The organism is Brucella pituitosa, from assembly GCF_003049685.1.
GTDB classification, from domain to species: Bacteria; Pseudomonadota; Alphaproteobacteria; order Rhizobiales; family Rhizobiaceae; genus Brucella; species Brucella pituitosa.
Genome location: NZ_PYSY02000002.1, coordinates 1,196,005 through 1,222,987 on the forward strand (window position 1 = coordinate 1,196,005; position 26,983 = coordinate 1,222,987).

Sequence of the window (26,983 nt, forward strand, 5' to 3'; positions counted from 1 at the left end):
AATCACCAGAATAACTTTGAAGAAGTGCGGACATGACTGACCAGACCATCGCCAGACGCAATACTTTCGTGCTTACCGCAGCACAGGCTTTGGGGGCTGCAAGCCCGCCGATCATCATTTCGCTGGGCGGACTGGTCGGACAGCAGCTTTCCTCCGATCCGGCACTGGTCACACTGCCCGTCAGCCTGTTCAGTCTTGGTCTGGCGCTTGGCACCCTGCCTGCAGCCTTCATTATGCGCGCATTCGGACGGCGTAACGGCTATCTGCTCGGCGCTGGCTTTGGCATGACAGCCGGTCTGATAGCCGCTTTCGGCATCTTCACAAGCTCCTTCATCATCTTCTGTCTTGGCACCTTCATTGCGGGCTTTTATGCCGCCTATGTTCAGAGCTATCGCTTTGCGGCAACCGATGCCGCGACAGGTGCGCTCAAAGCCCGGGCCATTTCATGGGTGATGGTCGGAGGTTTGATTGCAGCCATTATCGGGCCGCAGCTTGTCATCTGGACGCGTGATGCCCTGCCCGATACGCCCTATGCGGGTAGCTTTATAAGTCAGGCTGCTCTCGCATTGCTGGCGATCCCTGTCTTGTTGCTGTTTCGCTCGCCCAAGGCGGCGAAAGCTGCGAATACAGGAGATGGTGGCCGTTCGTTGAAAGAGATATTGCTAAGCCCGCGTTACATACTGGCGGTGGCTTCTGGTGTTGTCTCCTATGGCCTGATGACATTTGTGATGACAGCAGCCCCGATCGCCATGGTTGGCCATGGCCATTCCGTCGACCATGCGGCTTTGGGCATTCAGTGGCATGTGCTTGCCATGTTCGGGCCAAGCTTCTTCACAGGATTGCTGATTACCCGCTTTGGCAAGGAACGTGTAACAGCTGTTGGCCTGCTGATCATCGCTCTATCGGCAATTGTTGCATTATCGGGGCTTGATCTCACGCATTTCTGGATTTCGCTGATCCTGCTCGGCATCGGCTGGAATTTTGGCTTCATTGGTGCGACCGCTATGGTTGCCGAATGCCATACGCCAGAGGAACGCGGCAAGGCGCAGGGTGCAAACGACTTTCTCGTCTTCGGCACGGTCGCCTGCGCATCTTTCTTTGCCGGTTCACTGCTGCATTCGTCCGGCTGGCAGACGATCAACTGGCTGATCTTCCCGGCAGTTGCACTCATTCTTGTGCCGCTGGTCTGGCAATCCGCCAGAAAACAGAGAGCCAAAGTCGCAGCATAACAAAAAGCCCGCCTTGATTTCTCAAGGCGGGCTTTTCTTTAAATCAGAGCGCATCCCGAAAAGTGTGAAACGGTCTTCGGAAAAAGATGCGCGTCAAAACAGGAAGACGATCTTACTGTTCGATTGTGCGGTTCCAGCGGTTGTTGAGCTGCTGGCGACCTTCGTTCACTGCATCCCAGTCAAGCGTATTGGCTGTTTTCATGTAACCATTGAAAGCATCGAGCTTGGCCTGCGCTTCAGGCGAACCGGCCTTGGCCTTCTGGTTCGATGGGATCACATTCCCATGATCAAGCGCCTTGCTCTGTGCATCAGCCGAAAGCAGATAATGCGCGAGCTTCTGGCTCAGTTCTGGTTCGTTGTTGCCAGCCAGTACACATTCGGTGACTGCGAGAACAACCGAGCCTTCCTTTGGCTGTGCGTATTCAACCGGAATACCCTTGTCTTTCAGGTTATTAACGCCGGTTGGGGTCAGCGGGAAGATTGCTGCTTCGCCGGTCTGAACCATTTCCGAAATCTTTGCCGACGATGGAATGAATTCCAGAACGTTCTTGCCGATGGTGTCCGGGAACTTTTCAAAACCTGGCTCAAGATTCTTGTCGTCACCGCCCTGAATGCGGTTGAACATCAGAAATGCATGCAGGCCGAAGGTCGAAGCGGACGCAGACTGGAACACAACAGCCTTGTTGAATTTCTCATCCGCGAAATCCATCCACGAGGTCGGCGCTGCCCAACCCTTTTCGTCGAAAAGCTTCTTGTTATAGGCGATACCGGTCATGCCCATATCGACGCCGATTGCCATATCGCCTTTCAGACGCGCAGCTGGCTGAATGTCAGCCAAAACCGGATTATCAGAGATTTTCTGGCAAAGACCCGCATTGATGGCGCGGACCATCACGCCGTCATCAAGCAGCATGACGTGCATCTGAGGATTGTCCTTCTGCGCGGTTGCCTTCGCAAGAATATCAGCCGATGTGCCCGGTACGACGACAACCTTGACGTTGTTTGCCTTTTCAAACTCCGGCAAGACGTACTCGGTGTAAGCCTTCTCCATGTTGCCGCCATTCATACCGATATAAAGCGTCTTGGTTTCAGCCGATGCGGCCGAAGCAAACGCGACCGACAGGCCGAGCGCTAACAGGGCGGACTTGGTAATGGCCTTGGTAATGGATTGATTTTTCATGCTACTCCCCTTTGTGGTTTAAGTTCGTATCGAACCGGTCGATGCGGAATGCATCGATCGGCGTTTCCGTCTCGCCTTTCACGGCAAGATCGCAAAGAATGGCGCCTACAGCCGGGCCGGTCTGGAAACCGGCACCGCAAAAACCGAAGGCGTGAAAGAGATTTTTGACCCGGCTGCTTGGCCCAATCACCGGATTGTCGTCCGGCATTTCAGATTCAGTGCCAGACCAGAAGCGGATTACCTGGGCATTTTTCAGATGCGGGAAAAGCTCAATTGCGCGCAGCATCACCGATGACGCCGCATTAACCGAAGGCCGCGAGAAATCCGGGTTTTCGAGCGGTGTTCCGCGCCCGCCGCCCATCACATAATTGCCCCGCGTGACCTGACGGCCATAAAAACCGCCACCCTCTTCGCCAAGGCTCATTGGCAGACGCATCGGCATTGGTTCGGTCACAACCATGGACGGATAGATGCGCTGGAGCGGCACCGGCTCGCCAAAGGATGCGGCGAATTTATCCGACCACGCACCGGCGCAGTTGAAGACCATGCCCGCATTGATTTCAATGCCGTCACCGGCCAGCACTGCAAAGCCACTCCCCGTCGAACGCACTTCATGAACAGGCGTGTTTTCCAGTACTGTCGCACCTAAAGCTTTTGCAGCGCGCGCAAAAGCAGGCGAAACGAGACGTGGATTAGCGTGACCATCTTCCGCACACAGCGAAGCGCCCGCCACATCACCCGTCAGCCATGGAAAGCGTTCGCGCACGGCATTACCGCCGATCAGCTCAAGCTCCAGCCCAAGCGGCCTGACCCTTTCCGCATAGGCTTCAAGCTTTGCGAAATGCTCTGGCGTGCGCGCAAGTTTCAGATGACCGCTACGAATATACTCACCGTCGATGCCGATCAGTTCAGGCAGACGCGCCCAGAGATCGAATGCGCGTTGCGACAGCGGAATTTGCTCTGGCTCGCGACCCTGCCTGCGCACGCCGCCATAATTGACGCCACTTGCCTGCGCACCGCAAAAACCCTTATCCAGCAGAATAACCGACAGCCCGGCCCTGCGCATGAAAAGTGCTGCCGAACCGCCGACAATACCGCCGCCGATGATCAGTGCATCAGCCTGAAGGCGCTTTGTCATGGCAACACCTCATGCTGAGACTTCGAACCAAAGCCAAGCGGGATCGGCTTGACTGGTGCCTGCGCACGAATACGTCCTGCCTGCGATGGCGATTTATCCTGCATCGACGCCAGGAGTTCCGCAGCAGCAGCCGTACACATACGGCCCTGACAACGGCCCATGCCAACACGGCTCAATGCTTTGAGCCGGTTGATCTCGCTTGCATTACCGTCGCGGATGACCGAACGCGCTTCGCTGAGCTTTATCTCTTCGCAACGGCAAAGCGTGACATCCTGTCCGACGGTTTCAAACCAGTCATGCGGGAAGGGAAATGCCTTCTCCAAAATCAGACGCTGACGATAAACCGCATCCAGTTCACTGATAAGACGCTGTTCGAGCGCCGCATCCGCCGTGCCACCAAGATCGCGGATCATGGCAATTGCCGCCAGGCGCCCGCGAATTTCCGCTGCATCAGCACCGGCAATTCCAGCCCCATCGCCCGCCACATACACGCCGCTCTTGCTCGTCCGGCCAAGCGCATCCGCCACCGGAAGCCAAGCGCGATCACGCTCGTTAAAGCCGAAATCACAGCCCGCGAGATCGGCAAGCTGGGTTTCAGGTCGCAGCGCAAAACCATAGGCCAGCGCATCGCATTCAATCTCGCGCTGACGTTTGCCTGAGCGATAGCGAATGCCTTCAACATGCCCCGCGCCCAGCACTTCATCGGGCCGCACATTATAATGGATCGGCACGCCGCCAAGCTTCAGTCGCAAGCCATAATAAGCGCCGAGCGCAACAATGCGCGGCGCGTGCAACGCCAAATGCGCCAGATGAAATTTTGAGCTGAACGATGCCGTATCAAGAACCGCTGCAACCTTGGCACCGGCATGATGATATTGCCATGCCACCAGATAAAGCAGCGGGCCGGAACCCATGAAAACCACACGTTCGCCAATCGTGCAGCCCTGTGCTTTCAGTGCTGTCTGCGAAGCACCAAGCGTATAGACACCGGGCTTCGTCCAGCCGGAAAATGGCAGCACGCGGTCGGTCGCACCCGTTGCAAGCAGCAACTGACTGTAAGGCAATTGCACATGAACACCGCCCGACATCAGATCAAGGTGGCTTGTTTCATCGCGTGAAATGTTCCAGACCAGCGTTTCCGGGCGATAATCAATCGCCTCGCGCAAATGATCGAAGGTCTGATGCAGCGCTTCCGCCTTATGGGCTTCCGATCCGTAACGCGCCTTATAGCTGCGACCATCATCGAATGGCGGACGGCGATAGATCTGCCCACCAGCGCGCATGCCTTCATCCAGCACAATCGGACGATGACCAGCCTTCACCAGCATTTCGGCTGCACGAATACCCGCAGGACCAGCGCCCACAATCACCGGATTGAGAAACGTACTCATGCGAACGGCTCCGTCACGAAAGACATGCCTTCTTCAAGCAGCGTCGTGCAGGCGCGCACGCGCTCACCTTCGCTGGTCATGACATGGCAATCCTGACATGCACCGATCAGACAAAAGCCTGCCCGCGGCTCGCCGGTAAATTCTGTATGACGCACTTTGCTCTGCACCGAGAGAATGGCCGTCAGCACGGTATCGCCGCGACGTCCCTGATAAGGGACGCCGTCGAGCAGGAAGCCGACCGGCTGTTCATCAAGACGATAACGTCGGCGGAACTGGGGCGTGAGAGGCGAGGTTGAAACCGCCATGATATGTATGCCCCTATCAACCCTTGCCCACAAGGACACGGTCGAGACCAAACAGACGGTCGATAATTACCATCGTGACAGTAGCCACAAGGATCATCAGCGCAGACACCGCAGCCATCATCGGATCGATGGATTCGCTTGCATACATATACATGCGAACCGGCAGCGTGACCGTGGACGGCGAAGTGACAAAGATCGACATGGTCAGCTCATCAAACGAATTGATGAAAGCAAGCAGCCAGCCGCCCGACAATCCCGGCAGAAGCAACGGCAGCGTCACGCGGCGGAACACTGTCCATTCACCAGCACCCAAGGTGCGGGCTGCGTTTTCCGCATTGCGATCCATGCTGCTGAGCGACGCCAGAATAAGGCGCAGCGCATAAGGCGTGACAACGATCACGTGAGTTGCAACCAGCCACGCAAACGAGCCGGTCAGGCCCATCAGCGAGAAGAGACGCAGAAACGCGACGCCAAGCACCAGATGCGGGATGATCAGCGGCGACAGAAACAGCGCATTAAGCGCATCGCGGCCACGGAAATTATACTGCGCAATCGCAAGGCCTGATGGCACTGCAAGCAGCGTCGAAATCGTCGCCGAAAAGATTGCGAGCTTCAGCGAGTTTGAGAACGACGTCATGAAGTCGTTATGCGCGAATACGGCATAGAACCAGCGCAACGACAAGCCATTCCATGGCATCGACAGCGTGTTTTCCGGCGTGAAGGCGACAAGACAGACCACAACCATCGGTGCCAGCATGAAGATAACGACCAGCGTGTGAAAGAAGAGTGCGAAAGGACCGTTCTTTGTCATGGCGGTTACCCCAGCTTCCTTCTCGCTTGCCCTTCGAGCATGCGATTATAGGCAATCATGATAATGAGATTGGCGACGAGAACGATGATCGCAATGGCAGCACCGAGCGGCCAGTTGAGCTCAATCAGGAATTCGTCATAGACGACCGTTGCTGCCATCTTGAGACGACGGCCACCCAACAGACCCGGGATCGCAAACGAACTTGCAGAGAGTGCGAAGACGATCAGACTTCCCGACAGAATGCCGAGAACTGCCTGTGGGAACACCACGCGGCGCAGCGCTGTGAAGCGCGATGCGCCAAGCGTAAGGGCTGCTGCCTCAACCGTCGGATCGAGCTTTTGCAGCACCGTCCAGACAGGGATCACCATGAAAGGCAGCATGATATGCACCAGGCCGATCACGATAGCCGTTTCGGTATAAAGGATTTGCTGCGCTGGCAGGCCGACAAACTCCAGCACGCTGTTCACAAGCCCGTTGCGGCCTAAAAGCATGCTCCAGCCGAATGTGCGTACGACAACCGAAACCAGAAGCGGGCCGATAATGACCAGCAGGAAAATCGAACGCCACGGCGCGCGCATATTCGAAAGAATATAGGCTTCCGGCACGCCGATAATCACGGCAATCACAGTCGTAATCAGCGCAAGCCGCAAGGTACGCCAGAAGATGTTCAGGTAATAGGGATCCTGAAGCACCTGCGTATAGTTGGTGATCGTATAGACGGCTTCGATGCCCTTGTCATAGCTGTAGCTGTTGAACGACAGCATGACGGTGAGTGCCAGTGGCAGAAGCACCAGCGCGAAGAACATCAGAGTGGATGGGCCTGTCAGAAAAACCGGCATCCAATTACGCCGTTCTTTCGTTTCCCCGGAACCTGTCTGCGAAACGGCACTCATGATCAGTGCGCTCCCTTGTTCAGGATGCGGCAATCTTCATGGTTCCACTTGAGGCCAACTTTGCTGCCTTCAATCGGCGGCGGGTTGCCAAGGTTTGGCAAGGCCACAGACAGCATACCGGCAGGGGTCAGAACGCCAAGCAGCCACTGTGCGCCCATGAAATAGCGCGTGGTGACTTCGCCGCTGACATGGCCTTCATCGGCATCCACCAGATGCACTTTTTCCGGGCGGATAAACACCGACACTTCGCCAGAAGCGGACGCATCTTTTGCAGGGAAACGGATTTGCGTATCGGCCAGCGTAATATGCTCGCCATCGGCTTGCGCCTTCAGGAAGTTCGACTTGCCAACGAAGTTAGAAATGAAGTGGTTATGCGGATGCTCATAGAGCTTATAAGGCGCATCAACCTGCGTGATCAGGCCCTTTTCCATCACCACGATGCGGTCGCTGATCGACAGCGCTTCCGCCTGATCATGCGTGACCATAATGGTCGTAATGCCAACTGTGCGCTGAATGCGGCGCAGCTCAAACTGCATTTCTTCACGCAGCTGCGCATCAAGATTTGACAGAGGTTCATCGAGCAAAAGTACCGGCGGGTTGATGACCAGCGCGCGTGCAATGGCGACGCGCTGACGCTGACCGCCCGACATTTCACGCGGGTAGCGTTCGGCCAGTGCACTCAGACGCACCAGTTCCAGCACGTCGCGAACACGCTTTTCGCGCTCTGCCTTTGGCACTTTGCGCATTTCAAGGCCGAAGCTCACATTTTGCGCAACCGTCATATGTGGAAACAGCGCATAGCTCTGAAACACGACACCCAATTCGCGCTTGGCCGGGGCCAGCCGCGTGATATCGCGTCCATCCAGGGTGATCGCGCCCGATGTTGGTGGCACAAGACCGGCAATCATCTGCAAAGTTGTGGTCTTGCCGCAGCCCGAAGGGCCGAGAAGCGAGATGAACTCTCCCTTTTCAATCTGCAGATTGAAGTTATCAACGGCTGCAAACTTGCCGTAGTAACGGGAAATATCGGAAAGGGTCAAAAAGCTCATTGCGTCTCCCTCTCAGCAAGACTTCCGCCAGTCCAAGTGAAGGAACGGAAGCGCCGCGATGTTGGTTCACGTCGCCTCTTCATAGGACTGGCTGAGGGGAGCGGCTTGATCGCGCATCTGAGCGCTTATCGGACCTGATTGTTTGAACGCATGACCGTCCGGCTGTCTGTGCAGCCGCAGCGTTCCCCAGGTCTGATGCAAATACCACCGATCCGCTCAGCATTCATTCCATGCCTTGCCTGACCTTCCCATTGGCGACAATTTCAAATGGCAGAAAATTTTGAACGATTACAAATTATAATTTTCAATTTCGGAATAAATTATGTATTTATTTCAAAATACAGAATTCGGAAGCAATTTTATGGATGATATATCAGAGAATACGAAATCCAGCGCCTCGCTTAACTCAAGTCTGGTGAAGGCAATTCATATTTTGAAAGGTCTGGCCGCAAGCACGGAAGACGGCGTCCGCCTCATCGATCTGGCGCGGGATCTCGAATTGAGCCAGCCATCCACCCATCGCCTGCTGAAGACGCTGATTGTCGAGAACCTTGTAGAGCAGCTTCCCGATAAAAAAGCCTATCGCCTGTCGCTGGACTTTTTCGCCATGGCCGCACAGGCACGGCAGCGCGACGGCATATTGAGTATTGCGCGCCCGTCACTCCTACGGCTTTCAACCACGTTCAACGATACGGTCTTTTTGCTGGTGCGCAGCAATTTCGATGCGGTGTGCCTCGACCGCGTGGAAGGTCCGTTTCCGATCCGCTCCTTTACCGGCGACATCGGTGGCAAAGTTCCACTCGGCATCGGTCAGGGCAGTCTTGCCATCCTATCCTTCCTGCCGGAAGAAGAACGTGAGGCGATCATACGTTTCAACATGCCGCGCATTCTCGACAAGGCCACTGTCGATGAGGTGGATCTGCGTATCATGATCGAAGATGTGCGCCGCACAGGTGCTGCCACCTATAATTTCAACATGATCGACGGCATGTCAGGACTGGGTGTTCCGGTGCTCAATCGTAGTGGCGAAGCGGTCGCAGCGCTCAGTATCGGCACGCTGGCCTCACGATTAACAGAAAAACGTCAGCATACGATTACCGACCTTTTGCGCAAGGAAGCGGCCATTATCACCGAGAAACTCAACCCTTTTGATCCCACTCTGCGTCACCCAAGCCAGGCGCTTGTGAAATAATCGAAAGCTTTAACAGATTTCGACGCAATACCCTTACCTTGTCCACAGCAGCCCCCGAAATTGGAGATTGACTTGCACCATGCGCCGTCGTTTGATCGGGCAAGTGTGGGGGATCTGTAGAAAGAGGCGATAAGCCCAAAGCAGAAATTCCATCTCTATATCGATGTAAAAATGGAGTTCTGTTGTGTTCAAGTTCACCAGACGGGGAATGTTTCATCTTGCGCTCGCTCTCGCTGCTTCGACAGCGATGGGCACCGTTGCCACCACGGCAGCGCAAGCTCAGGATAAAATCCTGCTCATCATCAATGGCGCGCTCGGCGATAAATCCTTCTTCGATTCTGCTGCCAATGGCATGAAGATGATCAAGGACAAGTATGGCGACGACGTCGAGACCAAGATTTTGGAAATCGGCGATGATCCGACCAAGTGGGAACCGGTTTTCCTCGATGCGTCCGAACAGGACTGGGATCTGATCATCGGCGGCACCTATCAGATGTCGGAAACTGTCGGCTCCGTTGCGCAGCAATATCCCGACAAGAAATACGTCCTCTACGATGCAAGTGTGCCTTATGAAGAAGGCGGCTACGACAACGTCTATTCCATCCAGTACAAGCAGAACGAAGGTTCCTATCTCGGCGGCATGCTGGCGGCTTCACTGCTCAAGGAAGGCAAGCTTGGCGACACCGGCAAAAACCTCGGCTTCCTCGGTGGCATGGATATCCCTGTCATCAACGACTTCCTCGTCGGCTATGTCGCGGGTACTCAGGCAATCTCGCCGGACGTAAAAATCGCTATTTCCTATGCGGGCTCCTTCATGGATGCGGCAAAGGGCAAGGAACTTGGCCTCGCACAATATCGCTCTGATGTAGCACTCGGCTTCGTCGTTGCCTCGCAGACCGGCCTTGGCCAGCTTTCAGCAGCGAAGGAAACCGGCAAATATGTTCTGGGTGTCGATTCCGATCAGGAAGGCATCTTCAAGGATAGCGATCCAGCGATGGCCAAGCAGGTTGTCAGCTCCGTTCTGAAGAACGTCGATGTCAGTCTTTTGCAGGCCTATGACCGCTTCAAGGAAGGCAATCTGCCATTCGGCAAAGCCGAAGCGCTCGGCCTGAAGGAAGGTGCTGTCGGCATCGTACAGGACGGCAATATGGCTTCGATGGCCACGCAGGAAATGAAGGATGCCATCAAGAAGGCTTCCGATGAGATTTCCGAAGGCAAGATCACGGTTCCAACCGCATTCGGCATGAGCACCGAGGATCTCAACGCGATCCGCAACAAGGTTCGTCCCTGATCGTGGAAAAACAAGCTGAAAACAATGAAGGCGGCGATGCAATCGTCGCCTTCCGCCCAATCGTCGCTTTCCGCGATGTGAGCAAGGTCTATCCGAACGGTACGCAGGCTTTACGCGATGTGTCGTTCTCGATCCGCGCAGGCTCCATCCACGCCATTTGCGGCGAAAACGGCGCTGGTAAATCCACACTCATGAAAATCCTCTTCGGCATTGAGAATGCCACGGCAGGCGAAATCGTCATCGACGGCCAGACGATCACTTCATGGTCGCCGGAAGACGCGAGCGCCAAGGGTATCGGCATGGTGCACCAGCATTTCTCGCTCGTGCCGACACTGACTGTCACTGAAAACATCATCCTCGGTCATGAGCCGGTGAAGAGCGGTTTTATCGACCGTGTCAGTGCACGTAAAATGGTCGAAGAGCTGATGCAGCATTATGATCTGCATGCCGACCCGGACGCGATCACGGGTACGCTGTCCGTTGCGGCACAACAGAAGATCGAGATTCTCAAGGCGCTGTCGCGCCGTACCCGCCTCCTGATACTTGACGAACCGACCGCGGTTCTCTCGCCACCGGAAATCGAAGAGCTGATGCGCAGGCTGAAAGCGCTGCGCGACGAAGGCATCACCATTCTCTTCATTTCGCACAAGCTCAACGAAGTGCGCGAACTTGCTGAAAGCGTCACCGTGTTGCGTGCAGGCATGGTCACCGGCACCGAAAAGCTCGCCGACGTGCCGGACGATGCCATCATGCAGATGGTCATGGGTCACGCCGTCGATATTCCTGAGCGCGCCCATAAGCAGGGTCCGACGGAAACGGTCCTCGAAATGCAGGGCGTTACCATTGAGGCGCTCGATCCCGCTGATCGCATCCGCGATGTAAGCCTGACAATCGGTGCGGGCGAAATCCTCGGTGTTGCCGGTGTCGATGGCAGCGGCCAACGCGGCCTTGTCTCAGTCCTGTCCGGTCTTATGGAAGCAAGCAGCGGAACTGTTCGTCTGAATGGCGCAGACATGCTTGCTGCCAAAACCGCAAGCTGGCGCAAAAAAGGCCTGGCCTGTCTGCCTGCCGATCGCTTTTCACAAGGCGGCGCGCCCGGTCTTTCTCTGGCAGAAAATGCAATCGCCGGAACGGGTCGCGACAATAAGACCGCCGGTGCTCCAATCTATTGGGGCCCTTTCCTACGCTGGAATGCGATCAAGGCCCGCGTCAGCGGCATGATCAAACAATATTCGGTACGCGCAGGTGCAATCACCGAACGGCTCGATTCCTTATCGGGTGGCAATGCCCAAAAGCTCATCGCTGCACGGGAACTCGCCACCAATCCGAAATTCCTGATCGCCGACCAGCCCACGCGCGGCATCGACGTTTCGGCGGCGGCCTTTCTGCATCGTCGTATCGATGAGGTCGCGCAAGGTGGCTGTGCCGTGCTGCTTGTCAGCGCCGACCTCGATGAATTGCTGCGGCTCAGTGACCGTATCGTCGTGCTCTTCAATGGTCGTATCGTCGCCGTTCTCAAAAACGGCCCTGAAATCACACCAGCAGTCCTTGGTCCTTACATGCTCGGCACGAGGAATGCTGCCTGATGCGTAGATTTATATCCTATCTTATTCCCTTCTTTCTGACCGTGCTTGTGATCGGCGTCATCATGGCGGTTCTGCTGGTGCCACTGGCATTGATGCAGGATAATCCGGCGGGCGTTCTCAGAACCTTCTTCCTCGGTCCCTTCGGCAGCATTCGCCATATGGGCAATGTGGTGGAAGCTGCAACGCCGATCATGCTCACGGGTCTTGCCATCACCATTCTGTTCCGCTCCGGCCTGTTTAATCTCGGCGCAGAAAGCGGCTTTTATCTTGGTGGTCTGGGTGCGGTTGCGGGTGCTGTTCTGCTGCCTTCGCTCGGCTGGTTCTCATTGCCTGTCGCCATTTTGTGCGGCGCGGTTGCGGGCAGCTTTGCCTGCACGATTCCAGCGGCTCTGCGCCTGCGCTTTGGTGCATCCGAAATGGTGACATCGCTGGTTCTGAACTATGCCTTCCTGTTTCTAGGCCTGTTCGTGCTCAACTATGTCATCCGTGATCCGGCTGCGGGCGGTATGATGTCAATGCGCATTCCGGCTGATGCAAAGCTCGAGCGGCTTCTGGCAGGTACGCGCCTCAATAGCGGGTCGATCATTGCGATCATCGCCTGTATTGCGGGCGGCATCTGGCTCTACTGGACGCGCTCGGGCCTCAATATCCGTATTGCAGGGTCCAGCCCCGGCCTCGCCAACCATCTTGGCTTGCCGCTCAAAGGCATTGTCATGCGTGCGCAGATCATCGGCGGTCTCGTGGCAGGCATGGCTGGCGCGCTCGAAGTTCTGGGCCTGCACAATCGTTTCGCATGGCTCGATCTGCCCGGCTATGGCTGGACTGGCCTGGTCGTTGCAATTCTCGCACGCGAAAACCCGTTCCTGATCGTTCCGGCGGCTTTGTTCCTGGGCTTTGTTCAGGTGGGTGGCGATCTTCTGGCACGGAACATGAATATTCCGACCGAAGTTGTGGGCCTTGTGACCGCCGCTATCATGGTCGGTGCGACGGCCAGCGTCATTCACAATCATCCAACTGTGCTGCGTCTGATCCGAAACTTGCGAAACCGGGAAGGAGAACAGTCATGAGCGCCGTTCTTGCACAAATTCTCGATCCTTCCTTCATCGCAACAATCCTGCGTGTCGCCACGCCTCTTTTGTTGGCGGCATTGGGCGTGATGATCTCCGACCGCGCGGGCGTGCTCAATATCGGCATGGAAGGCATGATGCTGATTGCAGCATTGATTGCAGTTCTCGCAAGTGCTGCAACGGGAAGTCCTGCCATCGGCCTGCTCGCAGCTCTTATTGTGGGGGCGTTCCTTGGCTGGCTGATGTCATTGTCGGTCAACCGTCTCGGTACTGACCTCATCATGACCGGTATCGCGCTCAACATTGCGGCAGCAGCAGGCACCACGCTGGGGCTTTTTCTTGCCACCGGCGACAAGGGCATGTCAGGCGCGTTGAAAAGCGGTGCACTGCCAAGCTTTGCCATACCTTATATCGGTAATATCCATATCTTAAGCTTTGCAGCGTTGCTCGCTGTGCCTGCTGTTAGCCTCATGATGATGCGGACGCGATTCGGCCTTCATGTGCGTGCAACGGGCGTTGATCCCAAATCCGCACGCGCGGCAGGCATTCACGTCAAGCGTGTGCAAATGCAGGCGCTGGTGCTTTCGGGCATATTTGGTGGTGCTGCGGGTGCTTATCTTTCGCTCGGCTATGTCACATGGTTCGGCCAGAACATGACGGCCGGTCGCGGCTTCATTGCCATTGCAGCGGAAGTCATGGGACAGGGAACTGCGTGGGGGACACTGGCCGCAAGCCTTGTGCTGGCCGCAGCAGAATCCCTCGCCATTACGCTGCAGAGTCTTGGACTACCGTTCGAGCTGATGCAGATGATCCCTTATCTCGTCCCGGTCGTCGTGCTGACGGTGCACGCCGCCAGAAGACAGCGACGCGCCAAGCAATTGAAGAAATCCTGACATGCATAAGAATGAGAAAAACATGAAAGCCTGGGAGCTTACACGCGATCTGTTGCGCGACACCAAACCTGTCATACGCACCGCGGAAGAGCAGACATGGGACGCAAGCGCCGTCATGAAGGCGCAGGACGATCTCATGGCCATGTTCTGGAAAAGCAATGTGCCGGGTTCAGCGGCACCTGAATGTCTGATGGCTGGCGCGCTGCAATCGCTTGAAAACAAGGGCTATGTGCTGGCACCCTATGCAGAACTTCTGCGCGACGGGCTTGCAGCACTGGAGCGCTCTGATTTTGAAACGCTTTATCGCATCGATATGCGCTTGCGTATCCTGATGCGTGCAGCAAAGCCGGACCCGAACCACCCATCGCAAAAGACTATGCGTTTTGCGTCGTGGGACGCGTTTGACGCAACGGTCAAATGGCCGGAAGATGCGGCTTATGATCTTGGTTCCGACGATTTCCGCGAGCGCACTTCGGCCGCGTGGATGGCCCAGCTCGTAGGGGCTGCCGCTGGCACGGCACTTGAGGGCTATACGGCTGAGAACATCATGGAGGTTTTCGGTCCAATCCGCGATTATGTGCGCGAGCCCAACACCTATAATGACGACATCACCTTCGAGATCGCCTTTCTGGAAGCCTTTGGCGACAAGGGTTTTGCCGTTACCAGTGCCGACATTGCCGAGCGCTGGACCTCGCTCATCCCGCTTGGCTGGTCTGCGGAGGCAATCGCCCTTTCCAATATGCGTCGTGGGCTTACAGCGCCGGAAACCGGCACATCTGACAATCCCTTCGACGAATGGATCGGCGCTCAGATGCGCGGCACAATCTGCGGCATGGTTGTGCCGGGACGTGCGCGTGAAGCTGCCCGCCTTGCCTGGATGGATGCGGAAATTTCGCACGCCGGAAACGGAATTTTGGGTGAAGTTTTCAATGCCGTCATGGCCGCACGCGCCTTTGCGATCAAAGACACGCGCGAATTGCTGGTCTCAACCGCAGAGCTTTTCTCGACTGAAACGGAATATGGTGCGGTTCTCGCTTTCGCGCTTGATGCCTGCCATACGGCTGCCAACTGGCAGGATACATGGGCAAAATGCGATGCAGAATATGCCGAATATAACTGGATTCACGTTACGCCAAACGCCGCCGCACAGGTCGTTGCACTGTGGTTTGGCGAAGGTGATTTCGACCGAACGCTCGAAATCGTCTGCGGTATCGGCCACGATGTCGACTGCAATGCAGCTCAGATTCTAAGCATGATCGCCATCCAGCACGGCCCCGGCATCATCGCAGAACGCTGGTCAAAGCCGCTCCTTGCCGACGATATCGTCACCTATATGCGCCGTCCGGCGAAAATCTCCTTCAAAGCGCTTGTCGACCAGACGGTCAGTGCCGCGCGCAACGCTCTCTAAATCCCCTCATCAGGAAACCATCATGGCCCGTAAAATCATTATCGATACCGATCCCGGTCAGGACGATGCAGTCGCCATTCTTCTGGCACTCGCAAGCCCTGAGCTCGACATTCTCGGCATCACCGCCGTTGCTGGCAACGGCCCGCTGGCCCGCACTGAAATCAATACCCGCACCATCTGTGAAGTTGCGAAAAAGCCGGACACAAAAGTCTTTGCTGGCTCGATCCGTCCGCTGGTGCGGCCGCTCGTAACGGCTGAAAACGTCCACGGCAAAACTGGCCTTGATGGCTATGATCTGCCACAGCCAACCATGCCGCTTCAGGCGCAGCATGGCGTTGATTTCATTATCGAAACGCTGATGAAGGAAGAAGCTGACACCGTTACGCTCTGCCCGCTTGGCCCTCTTACAAATATCGCCTCCGCACTGATCCGCGAGCCGAAGATCGCTGAGCGCGTCAAGGAAATCGTGCTGATGGGCGGCGGTTATTTCGAGGGTGGTAACATCACACCATCAGCAGAATTCAACATCTATGTCGATCCGCACGCCGCCTCGGTTGTCTTCAAATCCGGCATCCAGATCACCATGATGCCGCTCGATGTCACGCACAAGGTACTGACGACCGAGAAGCGCATCGCAGCTATTCGCGGCATCGGCACGCATGTCGGCGAAGTGGTTGCAGCATGGCTTGAATTCTTCGAACGCTATGATGAAGCAAAATACGGCACCGATGGCGGCCCGCTGCATGATCCGAACGTCATTGCCTATCTGCTGAAGCCTGAACTTTACTCGGGCCGTCACTGCAACGTGGAAATCGAGATCAATTCGGAACTGACCATTGGTGAAACAGTCGTCGATTGGTGGGAAGTGACCGACCGTCCAAAGAACGCACTCTTCATCAAGGATGTTGATGCGGATGGTTTCTTCGCGCTGCTCACAGAGCGTCTCGCAACGCTGTAAAACATGTCTCCCAAAAGTGGGTTGTGTTTTTGGGAGAATGGCATGCGAACTGATCATAAGCAAAAAGCCGCGCTGGCAGAACCAGCGCGGCTTTTCAATATTGATCTGCTCTAGTTTTTGCCCAAAAGTTGCGCCACTTCCTGAGCCGTTGGCGCAGCTGAACCAGCACCAACACGGGTAACAGCAATCGCACCGGAAGCAGACGCAAAGCGCACACAATCATGCAGCGACTGGCCTTGCGAATAAGCAACGGCAAAACCGCCGTTGAAACTGTCTCCGGCAGCAACCGTATCGACCACCTTCACCTTGAACGGTTCGAAGTGCTTGACCTCGTCGGCAGTGACAAGCAATGAGCCGCGCCCGCCAAGCTTGACGATCACGATCTTCGGGCCACGTTCGAGAAGCTTGCGCGCAGCAGCTTCTGCCGATGCAATATCGGTGGGTTCAATGCCAGTAATTTCAGCGGCTTCCGTTTCGTTGGGCGAAATGATCTCGCTCAAGGAAATCAGGTCGGCCATGCGGCTTGCATCACCCACAGGTGCGGGATCGAGCAGCACGGTGCCACCAGCGGCTTTCACAGCCTTTGCAACAGCCAAATTGGCTTCATGTGGGACTTCGCGCTGCAACAGCGTGATCTTTGCCTTGGCGATATCAGACGCATAGGCATCAATATCGGAAGCCGACCAATGTGCATTGGCACCTGCACAAACAACAATCGTGTTCTGCCCTGCTTCTTCGACCTGAATGATAGCAATACCGGTATCGACCCCATCAATCATGCGGACACCGTCGGTATTGAGCCCAAACTGCTGCATCTCTTTGACAGCCAGTTCGCCGAAAGCATCGTTACCGACCGCACCGACAAAGCGAATGTCGCCGCCAAGCTTTGCTACAGCTACCGCCTGATTGGCGCCCTTGCCGCCAAGGCCAATGCCATAGCCCGACGCATTGAGTGTCTGGCCGGGACGCGGCAGTGCTGCCATTCTGGCGCTGACATCCACGTTCACACTGCCGAAAATGAAAATCTTCAATGGAATTCTCCACGATTGCAATTACCGCCGAACATAGCGTCGGTTGTGGCAAACTTCCATGCCATGGCGTAAGCCATACACAAATACGAAAAACCGCAGGCTTTAGAGCGCGTTTATTTAAAGCATAATCTTATCGATCCTCGTTTCACTCCGGTGGGATTATGCTCTAATCGACGGTGCCCGAGCGGGTCGGATCAGCAAGCGGAAAGCTCTTGTCCGTCAGACAAGTTTTGAGCCAGTTATAGTCGTCGTTATCGATGACTTCGCCGTCAAGCTTCAGCTCAGGTTTTGAACTATAGAGTGTGGGCTGCGCTTCCGGCTTCACATTCCAGCTCTGCCCTTCTCCGCTTGTCGTTGGACAAGTGTTGTCATCACCATTGAATGAGCAACTCGCAATCAGCGTAGGTTTGCCATCAACGATATTGGCAATAAAGCGCTTGGTGTAACCGGTATTGGTCGCCCAATATTCATCGACACTGCACACACGATCACCATTCTGATAATGGCGCGTTGGAAAGCAATTATAGGTCTGGTCAGGCGGCAGCATATCGCAGGATGTCTCATAGCCCGCATAGTCACCGCTACTGAACTGCTGAAGGAAAGCCCGCTGGGTGCGTGCCACTTCAATGAGGCTCATCTTGCCCTTTTCCCCAAGCTGCGCTGTGCGTTCGGCAATCATGCTGTCGGCAATCTGCTCCGCACTTTTACCATCCGGCACGCTATCGGGTTCGCCAATGAGGCCGTCCAGCGCCTTGTCACGTGCTGCAATCCAGCGCTTCTGGCTTGCCACCAGCATAGCGCGGATTTCCTCGTCGGGCGCGGATTTGAGCGTTGCCGAGTAGGTCTTATTCAGCCTGCTATCTGCTTTCTGGAGCAATTTGCTGGAGCAGATCAGCTTTTCGCTTGGCGTTTGTGCCTTACTGCAATCAATGGCCCATGCCGGCACCGACAAAGCACAGAGAGCAGCCAATACGGAAAGGCGCAGAGCGGAGTGTTTCAAATTCATATCAAATACCTGAAATTACTGATCGACCGATTTCATATCGCAGGTCGTTTCTGCATTTGAACACAGACCTCTGAACCAGGCGCGTCCGGTGAGTTGCTCATCGCTGGCAAGTTCGACAAGTTCTTCACCCGCCATACGCTTGCGCAGCACCGTGTAATCCAACAGAACCCAGTCCTCATTGCAGGCGAGGATATTGTTGATCCGGCCCATTTCCGTCAGCCAGTCGCTGCCGATATCGAGGAGCCGCTCGCTCTGAGGATCAGGCTTCAGAAAACCACGCGCCGACTGAATTCCAACTTTTGCTTCGTCCGATTTGATCCAGCCTTCGCCCTTGTAGACCTCACGCGGAACATAGTCGTCGCTCTCTTCATTATAGGCGTCGCTCGCATTGGCGATCTTCAGCCAGCCATCTTTGGCTTCGAGCACGTCAAAGCCGATGCTGTAGGCATATTCCGCTTCTCCGACTTTGGAGCCGGTCGGTATATGACCCAAAAGTTTGGCATCGGCAGATGGCGTCTCACGTATTTCAATTGAGGGTTTTTCACTGTTCGTCCATGCACTGAACGCGCATGATGTTGCGCCTGCATGAACCTCTGCCTGAGCGCTGACAGCCTGTGCCGGAGCAGTTAGCGAAAACACAGGTAAAGACAGTGCAAATGCTGCGAGATATGGACGAAACCGCATTACAACCTCCAGATAAAATGCCTTCATTCAATAAAAACCTTCACGCTGGCTGCACGTCCGCCTGCATCAACAACGGTCAGTGTGGAATAGCCTGTCCCATCCGGCAGCCACGTGGCCGTGCGACGGCGATTGGGTTCTGAAATTGGTTTGCCATTGGCAAGCCAGCGAAACGGTGCGCGCCCGCCCTGCAATTTCAGCACCAGCGGCGAGGCATTATCGGTCAGGGCTTTCAGTTCGACATGTGCGCCATCGGGTGGAAACACGATACGCGGTGCGGGCTCAATCGTGGCTTTGAGAACCGGCAGAGGATCGCTTGCAGACGAAAAGCGTATCTGCGTCACCGGAAGATCGGCGCGTGCCGTGCGAAACGCGCCAGCAGGCGCACGCGGCAGCGGCACTGACACAACCCCCGAACGTACAAAGGCTTCAAACAGGATTGGAGCCGCCGAAACATAGCCCGCAAGTCCCGGCACCGAGCCACCATCGGCACGCCCGACCCAGACACCCAGCACATAACGACCGTCATAGCCGACCGACCAGGCATCGCGATAACCATAGGACGTGCCGGTCTTGTAAGCGAGGCCGAGGCGTTTAGCACCCTGCGGTGGCACAACACCGGCCAGAATATCACCAATCTGCCACGATGCCTGCTCGGTGAGAATAGGAGCCGTCGGCTGCACAGGCTCAGAGCCTTCCGTGCCGTCACGCAGCGCTGCACCGCGACCGCCATTGGCAAGGCCTGTATAAAGCTGCACCAGATCGCGCAGGCTGATGCCCGCGCCACCAAGGCCGATGGCAAGGCCCGGCGCTTCGCCTTTCGGCAGTTGCAGATTGACCGCCGCCTGACGAATGCGCGTGGTGAGCCGTGCAGGGCCGACAGCATCAAGCAGGCTGATGGTCGGCACATTCAGCGACATTTGCAGCGCCTGACGGATGCTGACATCGCCCTGATAGCTCATATCGAAATTGCGCGGACGATAGCCTGCAAAATCCTGCGGACGGTCCTCGATGATGGTTTCCTGCGCAATCAGTCCCTGCTCGAAGGCCAGCCCATAGATGAAGGGCTTGAGCGTGGAGCCGGGCGAACGCACGGCGCGGGTCATGTCGATCCAGCCCTGCCGCTTACCATCGAAATAATCAGCGGAGCCGACTTCACCTAAGACATTGCCGTTGCGACTGTCGGCCAGCACGATTGCCACAGAGACTTTTGGCCCAAGCTTGGCGGCAGCTTCGCGTGCCACAACTTCAAGCCCAGCCTGCACCGATTTTTTAAGCGTCAGGTGATGCCGGGCCTCGGTCGGTGCCTGCTTCAATGCGAGATCAGCAAAGTGGGCAGCCAATGCGGGCAGAGGATGACGCGTAGCGGATATGCGCTCACGCGATGCACGCTCGGCTTCCTCGGTCGTGAACACATCAGACGAAACCATGCGTTTCAACACACGATCCCGCGCGGCAACCGCGTTCTTCATCTCGCGATCCGGGCGGCGGCGTTCAGGCAATTGCGGCAGAGCCACAAGAAGCGCTGCTTCCGATGTGGTGAGGCGCAACGGCTCCTTGCCAAAATAGGCAAGTGATGCCGACCGCACACCTTCCAGATTGCCGCCATAGGGCGCGAGTGTCAGATAGCGTTCGAGAATTTCAAACTTGCTTAAGCGCCGTTCGATCTGGATTGCGCGTGCCAGCTGCCGGAACTTGGAGCCAAAACTACGGCTTTCGCGCGGCTCGATCAGGCGGGCAAGCTGCATGGATAGCGTTGAGCCACCGGACACAATACGACCACTCCCTGCAAGCTGATAAGCGGCCCGAAGAAGTGCTGTGAAATCAATGCCGCCATGCTCGTAGAAACGCTTGTCCTCATAGGCGATCAGCATTTTCACAAATTTCGGATCGACATCTTCGATGCGGGTATTTAAACGCCAATAGCCGTCCGGCGTTGCATAGGCACGCAGCAAAGCGCCATCGCGATCCATGACTTCTGTGGAAATGGTCAACCGTTCCGGCAAAGGCGGAGGATAGGTGCGGTCGAGCCAGTCAAGCCCGACCACGGTTCCGAGTGCGGCGATGCCACAGAATGCGGCTCCGCCAATCGCTATTTTCCAACGCCTTTTCATTTGTTTAGCCATGATCTTCTCCGAAAACCGGCTCCCACTTTTCGGGATCATGGCTTACGGTGCCGCCACCTCCATCATGCCTGTCGCCGTGCGCGCTGCAAATTGCGGACGATACATGTCCTCAACCGTTGCTGCCGGATGCGTATAAAGCCCCGGCGTCACCGCACGCACCACATAAGCGAGTGTGATCGGCTTCTTCTCGCCTGCAAAGCGGTCGAAAGCGGCCACAAAACGATCATTGCGGAATTCGAGATGGGCCGCTTGCGTGCTTTCGAGCCATGAGAAATTGCCAAGATCAGCGCTGGAAACAAGGCCCGGATTGTCGATCTCAAAACCGGCTGGCAAGAGATCAGTCACCAGCAAGCGCGACTGCCATTGCTGCAAATCATCGATTTTCAGAACAACCACATAGCGTTCATTCTGATTGACCCCGGTGACATTGGCCGGCTCACCATCAAGCGTATAATAAGTGCGCTCGATATTGAAACCTTCTCCACCCGCAGGCAGCGACTGCGCAGGCGATGCAACCGCTGTTACCACAGCATCGACCGAACCCTTGCCCTTATTGGTGACGACTAAAGGCTGCGCTTCAAGTGCTGCACCATTGAGACGTTCAGAGAAAACGCCTTCGTGCATAGTGCCATTGATGTCGAGGCTGATTGCGCCATTGTCATCCTGAAGCCCGCGTGCTGCAAGCAACATCCATGCCTGATCCTGCGTGCTCAAATAACGTGCCTTTTCACGCTGAAACTCGACCAGCGTAACGAGGGCGGGAAGCACTTTCGGCGCAGGCTTGGTTTCAGCTGCAAGCGCCAGCATGGCCGCTCCATCGCGCAGAGGCGAACCATAGTCAGAACGATTATAGTCGAAGCTGGACTGGCTGGTTGCAAGCTGGAGCGACGCATTGAACACTCGTTCCGAACGCGGCTGATCACCATAAAGCGCGAGCGCTGCGCCCAGCTGGGCCACGGCCATCGGGCTTGCGAAGTTTTCGAGCTGGGTATCGGCAAAGTAGCGCAGATCGCCAACGGAAGCCTTCTTGTTGCGTGCCAGAACATAGATCGCATATGCGATGTCGTTGCCACGTTCCTTGACGTCGGTGGTATAGCCGAGCGCATTCTGCAGATTTGCAAGAGCCGAAAGCATCGCCTGCTGCGGAACGTCATAACCCTTTTCACGGGCACGCGTGAGGAAGTCGGTCACATAGGCGTCCATCCAGAGATCACCCGACCCCGGCGACCAGAGGCCAAACGACCCGCTTGAAGACTGGTTGTTGAGCACGCGGAAGATGGAATCCTGTACGCGCTTCTTAAGTTCTTCCTGACTTTCCAGACCCGCTGCCGCTTCCGTACCTGCAGCCATTTCGCTCAAATAAAGCAGCGGCAGTGCTCGGCTGGTGGTCTGCTCTGTGCAACCATAAGGATAGCGGTCGAGCGCCATCAAAAGCGCTGGCACATCAAATGCAGCACTTCGCGTCACACCAACGCTGACAAAAGCACCATCAAGCAGGCTTTCCGACAGAAGGCCGCCGTCGACTTTCAGGCTTCCGCCATTGGCTCCGAGATTGACGACATGACGGCTCGTGACCGGCAGATCGACCGGACGCACCGGCAATGCCAAGGCCTGTTCAACATTGAGGCCCGCATCGTTGGAAAGCCGGATCGTCACACCACCGGCACCTGTCGCCACTGCATTCAGCGGCACGGTGATCGACTGCCGTTTGCCACCTGTAAGTGCAATGCTTTCTGGATAAGAGCCAACTTCGACGCCAAGATTATCGGTGGTCTCAAGGCTCACACGATAGTCACCGTCCGGTGCATCCGTATTGGCAATATCGAAGCGGATATTGGCCTGATCGCCAGGGGCCATGAAGCGTGGCAGACCAGCGGTGATGACCACAGGATCGCGGATGATGACATCCGTAACCGCATGACCGACAGCCTTCTTGGTCCATGCAACCGCCATGACGCGCGCGGTACCGTTGAACTGCGGTACGTCGAAGGTGATTGTAGCCTTGCCGTCGCTGTCGAGTTCCACAGGACCGGAGAACAGCGCAACCAGTTTTTCGGTGGGCGGGCTGCCTTCGGCTGCCATATTGCCACCGTCGCCACCTGTGCGCAGCTTGCCGGTGACACCGAGCGAACCATCGATCAGGCGACCGTACATATCGCGCATTTCAAGGCCCAGCTGACGCTGGCCGAAGAACCAGTCTTCAGGGTTCGGCGGCTGATAGCGGGTCAGGTTGAGAATGCCGACATCGACCGCCGCAACCATGACATAGGCCTGCTCGCCACCCGCATTTTCAACCGAAACAGGGATGGAAAGCGTGGAACGCGGTGCGATCTTTTCAGGCGGGGTAAGCTTGACTGCAAGCTGCTTGTCGGCAGGGTCAACCTTCAGCCATTTAAGACCAATCGCACGCGCAGGCATACGGCTTTCAATCGCCTCGCCCGGACGGAACAACGTTGCCGTGACATAGGCACCAGCACCCCAATCCTCACCAACCGGAATATCGATGGTCGTGCCACCTTCCGGCACACTGGCCGTGATGGTCTGGAGCAGCTTTTCTGCACCGATGGTGATGAGCAACTCACCGGCAAAACGTGGGGATATTTTCAGTTCAGCCGTATCACCCGCCGCATAATGTTCCTTGTCGAGCGCGATTTCCAGCCCGTCCGGTGTTTCGGTCGAAGTGGAGCTCACATACCAGCCCGCGTCGAATTCGTAGCTTGTGGTCGGACCCGAGGCATCAGCCGTTTCGATTTCCAGACGATAACGACCCCAATCAACCGGCAGGCTGATTTCAGCTTCGCTATCGGTTTTGAGATCAATCTTGCCGTTGGAAACAGCCTTGGTGAACGTCACCGGCTCGTAGTTCCAGCTGTTGCCGCTGCGATACCACTGATAATTACGCTCGATCTTGACCAGCGACCATTGTGCGCCGTCGAGCGCCTTGCGATCACCCTTGCTATCAGATGCGATTACACTGAACTTAGCCGTCCCACCCTGCGGAACCTCACCGCCGGAGAAATCGGGACGAATGCCGATCATGTCAGTTTCCGGCTGCACGGCAACATTGATGGTGCGTTCAACCGCGCGACCGCCAGTTTCCCGCATACGAACGGTCACGGCTGCGTTTACGAGACGTGTCGTCGACGGCATTTCATCGACAGCAAGCGGAAAACTCGCCTTGCCGTTGTCATCGACCTTCGAAAGACCATCAAGCGGAAGGCGCGAGGCTTCACCCTGTTGCTCATCCGTGAGGCCGAAATAATAGCCAGCAAAGCGGTCCCACTGGCGTTTGGTTGAAAGCGTGACTTCGCCTTCAAGAGCGAGACCCGCAGCAGGCGCACCATAGAGGAAACGACCATCCACGGTGATATTGGCGGTTTCACCCACAGCAATTTCTGGTTTGTCAGACGTCAGATCGAACTCGATCCGGTCCGGCACAAAATCTTCAACCAGAAACATCTGCGTGGCAATAGCTGGCTGCTTGGGATCGGTATAGATCGACACAGACCATGTGCCACGCATGGCGTTGGTTGGCAATGTCAGGTCGATGGCATGACCACCAGCCAGCTTGCTGTCGGAAACAAGACGGCGATCTTCCACACCATCGGGGCGCGAAAAGATGAATGTCAGTGGCAGATCTTCAATTGCGTTGGCACTATCATCACGCGCCAGCGCACCCACATGCACAACTTCGCCCGCACGATAGATACCGCGCTCGGTCCATGCATAAAGATCAAGTGCTTTCGGGACGGCACGGCCCGTCACACCACGATCGGAAAGATCAAAACCAGCGCGCGCCATATCGAGGAATGTGAAATCCTCATCATGCTGACTTGCCATCAGCACCGCTGGCACCATGCCGTCTGTGCCGCGTGTCAGTCCCGGCGTGAACGTCGCCCGGCCATCGCTGTCGGTGGTCGCTTCGCCCAGCACTTCATTATTACGTGCAAGCAGGGTCAGCTTCACACCTTTAAGCGGTTCTGCGCTTTCCAGCGAACGGGCAAACACATTAATCCCGTCCTGTCCGGTATAAGTTGAAAGGCCGATGTCGGAAACGACAAACCACTGCGTTGCCTTGGTGCCATATTCATCATCGGACTTCTTGACCAGCGGCTCGGCGGTCAGCACATAGACGCCGGGTTTACGTTCCGACAGCGCTTCATCGACCGGGAAACTGGTTGTCGCTTCCTTGTTCAGCTCATTGCCTGCAACCTCGATCTCACCTTCCCAGACAGGCGACCCCATCTGTTCGGAAACCGTGCTGATGTCGTAGCTGTCGAGCTGGCGCAGGAACTGGTAGCCGGAAAGGAGCTGTGCCAGCGAACGGTCGCCAACGCGGTAAAGCTTAACTTTCGCTGCATCGAGATTGACGCTGACCAGCGGAATGCCGCGACGTGCCTTGGCAGGCAGCACAAAGCTGTCGCCGGTAAAGCGCACGGATGGCGCACGATCCTGCACATAGATCGAAAGATTGACCGGCGCTGGCAGCACTTCGCCAACAGCTGATGGCAGGCCCTGACGGAACGTCACTGTATAATTGCGGCCATGCTCCAGACCTTCGACACAAATCTGGCGATCCTTGGCGTCAACAGCTTTTGGCGCACCATTATCGAGTGTAACGAAGCTCGAATAATCGACACCGCTTTTCACCAGCTCTTCCGAGAACTGCGCGCAGATCCGCGGGGCGGCATTGTCATTATCAACGGTGTTGTTGACGATGCGGAAGCCTTTGCGGGCTTTCAGATCTTCATAGGCAGCACGAACCGATGCGGAATTAACGAGATCAAGGCTCGCTTCATAGGCCTGCAAGGCCGGGCGCGATGCATCGCGCTTTTCCAGTGCCTGCGCCATGACGGCAAGCGCTTCCGCGCGCTCTTCCTTGGTGCGTGAAGCCTGATAGGCAAACCACGAGGCAGACGTCGCATCACGCTGGAACTTTGCGCGTTCCTGACCGTTGGATGGTTCAGTTGCAAGCGCCGAAAGCGCATATCCGGTCCAGAGTTCGCTCTCATCCGGCGACATGCTGGAAGCGAGACGGAACTTTTCCATCGCCGTGCGCGGATCGCCATTCAGGCCCGCCGCACCGGCTTCATTTCGCAAGGTACGCAGGCTGTCGGAACTTTCAAGGCCATTGATTTCGCGCTTCAGACGACGGGCTTCATCAATCAGATTGGCAGAAAAGAACGAGATTGCGGGTGCCGCACCAAGATCTTTGCCCTTGGCGGCTTTCGCTTCCGTCACAACCTTGCCGGCAATGGAACCGACAGATTCATTGAGCTTGTTGAAATCGGCTTTCAGAAAGCACCATTTGACCTTCGGGTTATAGGTGAAGGCCAGACAGGAATTATCGCCAAGGCAGATGCTTTTGCATTGCTCAAGCGAGACATTTTTCTCGGTTCTCAGATCAAAGCCGAAATAATCGGCATCCTGCGTGGTCTCGATTTGTCTTGTTTCAGCGGCATGAGCGCTAAATGATGTCGCAAGGCAGAACGCAGTCGTAAAGGCCAGTATCAGCCGATTAAACCGAACAGACATGAATGTCACTCTTCTGTAGTTGTCCCTCATCCCGCGCGGTTGTCATCAACCCAGACCCGCACGCTCTCCAGATCAAACCTTACCAATTTATCCCACACCGGGTAACTGGATTCGCATCTGAACTTCCGAATAGACTCTGATACAGGACAAACCTGATCAGACAAGGGTTCTTTTAGCGTCGGCTCAATCAACAGTCAGAACATACGGGCTCGA

Annotated in this window: 20 protein-coding genes; 8 read left to right on the plus strand and 12 right to left on the minus strand. The window is 56.0% G+C overall.

Annotation, left to right across the window (positions count from 1 at the left end):
• Window positions 1-32: 32 nt before the first annotated feature.
• Entirely contained in the window at window positions 33-1,229 is a 1,197-nt protein-coding gene (locus C9380_RS17955) for an MFS transporter (RefSeq protein ID WP_128094189.1), read from the plus strand.
• Between the two features lie 112 nt (window positions 1,230-1,341).
• On the opposite strand, the gene C9380_RS17960 is transcribed toward C9380_RS17955, so the two are convergent.
• The 7 genes from C9380_RS17960 to C9380_RS17990 are packed head-to-tail and all read right to left on the minus strand — an operon-like array spanning window position 1,342 to window position 7,996.
• Window positions 1,342-2,409, minus strand: a complete 1,068-nt coding sequence (locus C9380_RS17960; RefSeq protein ID WP_128094190.1) for an ABC transporter substrate-binding protein — start codon at window positions 2,407-2,409, stop codon at window positions 1,342-1,344.
• A 1-nt stretch (window position 2,410) separates the two neighbouring features.
• Window positions 2,411-3,547 (minus strand): NAD(P)/FAD-dependent oxidoreductase, encoded by a 1,137-nt coding sequence (locus C9380_RS17965; protein WP_128094191.1) that lies wholly within the window; start codon window positions 3,545-3,547, stop codon window positions 2,411-2,413.
• Window positions 3,544-4,938 carry an FAD/NAD(P)-dependent oxidoreductase gene (locus C9380_RS17970; protein WP_128094192.1) on the minus strand — a complete coding sequence of 465 codons (1,395 nt, stop codon included), beginning with the start codon at window positions 4,936-4,938 and terminating at the stop codon, window positions 3,544-3,546. Before C9380_RS17970 ends, C9380_RS17965 begins: the two co-directional genes overlap by 4 nt.
• Window positions 4,935-5,243, minus strand: a complete 309-nt coding sequence (locus C9380_RS17975) for a (2Fe-2S)-binding protein (protein ID WP_128094193.1) — start codon at window positions 5,241-5,243, stop codon at window positions 4,935-4,937. Before C9380_RS17975 ends, C9380_RS17970 begins: the two co-directional genes overlap by 4 nt.
• Before the next feature lie 16 nt (window positions 5,244-5,259).
• Window positions 5,260-6,054 (minus strand): ABC transporter permease, encoded by a 795-nt coding sequence (locus tag C9380_RS17980; protein WP_100557566.1) that lies wholly within the window; start codon window positions 6,052-6,054, stop codon window positions 5,260-5,262.
• Window positions 6,055-6,059: 5 nt separating this feature from the next.
• Window positions 6,060-6,947, minus strand: a complete 888-nt coding sequence (locus tag C9380_RS17985; protein WP_105534821.1) for an ABC transporter permease — start codon at window positions 6,945-6,947, stop codon at window positions 6,060-6,062.
• Window positions 6,948-6,949: 2 nt separating this feature from the next.
• On the minus strand, window positions 6,950-7,996 hold the full coding sequence (locus tag C9380_RS17990) for an ABC transporter ATP-binding protein (RefSeq protein WP_128094194.1): 1,047 nt from the start codon (window positions 7,994-7,996) through the stop codon (window positions 6,950-6,952).
• A gap of 361 nt (window positions 7,997-8,357) precedes the next feature.
• On the opposite strand from C9380_RS17990, the gene C9380_RS17995 reads away from it, so the two are divergent.
• The 7 genes from C9380_RS17995 to C9380_RS18025 all read left to right on the plus strand — a co-directional run bounded on the left by C9380_RS17995 (window position 8,358) and on the right by C9380_RS18025 (window position 16,391).
• On the plus strand, window positions 8,358-9,188 hold the full coding sequence (locus C9380_RS17995; RefSeq protein WP_100558055.1) for an IclR family transcriptional regulator: 831 nt from the start codon (window positions 8,358-8,360) through the stop codon (window positions 9,186-9,188).
• Window positions 9,189-9,372: 184 nt separating this feature from the next.
• Window positions 9,373-10,479, plus strand: a complete 1,107-nt coding sequence (locus tag C9380_RS18000) for a BMP family ABC transporter substrate-binding protein (protein ID WP_024896962.1) — start codon at window positions 9,373-9,375, stop codon at window positions 10,477-10,479.
• A gap of 2 nt (window positions 10,480-10,481) precedes the next feature.
• Window positions 10,482-12,065 (plus strand): ABC transporter ATP-binding protein, encoded by a 1,584-nt coding sequence (locus C9380_RS18005; protein WP_128094195.1) that lies wholly within the window; start codon window positions 10,482-10,484, stop codon window positions 12,063-12,065.
• A complete protein-coding gene (locus C9380_RS18010; RefSeq protein ID WP_024896964.1) occupies window positions 12,065-13,132 on the plus strand; it encodes an ABC transporter permease in 1,068 nt (355 codons plus the stop codon). Before C9380_RS18005 ends, C9380_RS18010 begins: the two co-directional genes overlap by 1 nt.
• The gene (locus tag C9380_RS18015) at window positions 13,129-14,025 is read left to right on the plus strand and encodes an ABC transporter permease (RefSeq protein ID WP_105534823.1); all 897 of its coding nucleotides are present in this window, start codon (window positions 13,129-13,131) and stop codon (window positions 14,023-14,025) included. Before C9380_RS18010 ends, C9380_RS18015 begins: the two co-directional genes overlap by 4 nt.
• Before the next feature lie 22 nt (window positions 14,026-14,047).
• On the plus strand, window positions 14,048-15,433 hold the full coding sequence (locus C9380_RS18020; protein WP_247877590.1) for an ADP-ribosylglycohydrolase family protein: 1,386 nt from the start codon (window positions 14,048-14,050) through the stop codon (window positions 15,431-15,433).
• A gap of 22 nt (window positions 15,434-15,455) precedes the next feature.
• Entirely contained in the window at window positions 15,456-16,391 is a 936-nt protein-coding gene (locus tag C9380_RS18025; RefSeq protein WP_128094197.1) for a nucleoside hydrolase, read from the plus strand.
• A gap of 110 nt (window positions 16,392-16,501) precedes the next feature.
• Here C9380_RS18025 and rbsK read toward each other — a convergent pair whose 3' ends face one another.
• From rbsK to C9380_RS18050, 5 genes are all read right to left on the minus strand, one after another.
• The gene (rbsK, locus tag C9380_RS18030) at window positions 16,502-17,374 is read right to left on the minus strand and encodes a ribokinase (RefSeq protein ID WP_235822421.1); all 873 of its coding nucleotides are present in this window, start codon (window positions 17,372-17,374) and stop codon (window positions 16,502-16,504) included.
• A gap of 214 nt (window positions 17,375-17,588) precedes the next feature.
• Complete coding sequence (locus C9380_RS18035; RefSeq protein WP_128094198.1) at window positions 17,589-18,428, minus strand: lysozyme inhibitor LprI family protein; 840 nt, start codon at window positions 18,426-18,428, stop codon at window positions 17,589-17,591.
• A gap of 15 nt (window positions 18,429-18,443) precedes the next feature.
• Entirely contained in the window at window positions 18,444-19,112 is a 669-nt protein-coding gene (locus tag C9380_RS18040) for a hypothetical protein (RefSeq protein WP_128094199.1), read from the minus strand.
• 23 nt (window positions 19,113-19,135) lie between these two features.
• Window positions 19,136-21,235 carry a penicillin-binding protein 1C gene (pbpC, locus tag C9380_RS18045; RefSeq protein ID WP_128094200.1) on the minus strand — a complete coding sequence of 700 codons (2,100 nt, stop codon included), beginning with the start codon at window positions 21,233-21,235 and terminating at the stop codon, window positions 19,136-19,138.
• Window positions 21,236-21,277: 42 nt separating this feature from the next.
• Entirely contained in the window at window positions 21,278-26,770 is a 5,493-nt protein-coding gene (locus tag C9380_RS18050) for an alpha-2-macroglobulin family protein (RefSeq protein WP_128094201.1), read from the minus strand.
• Between the last annotated feature and the right edge of the window lie 213 nt (window positions 26,771-26,983).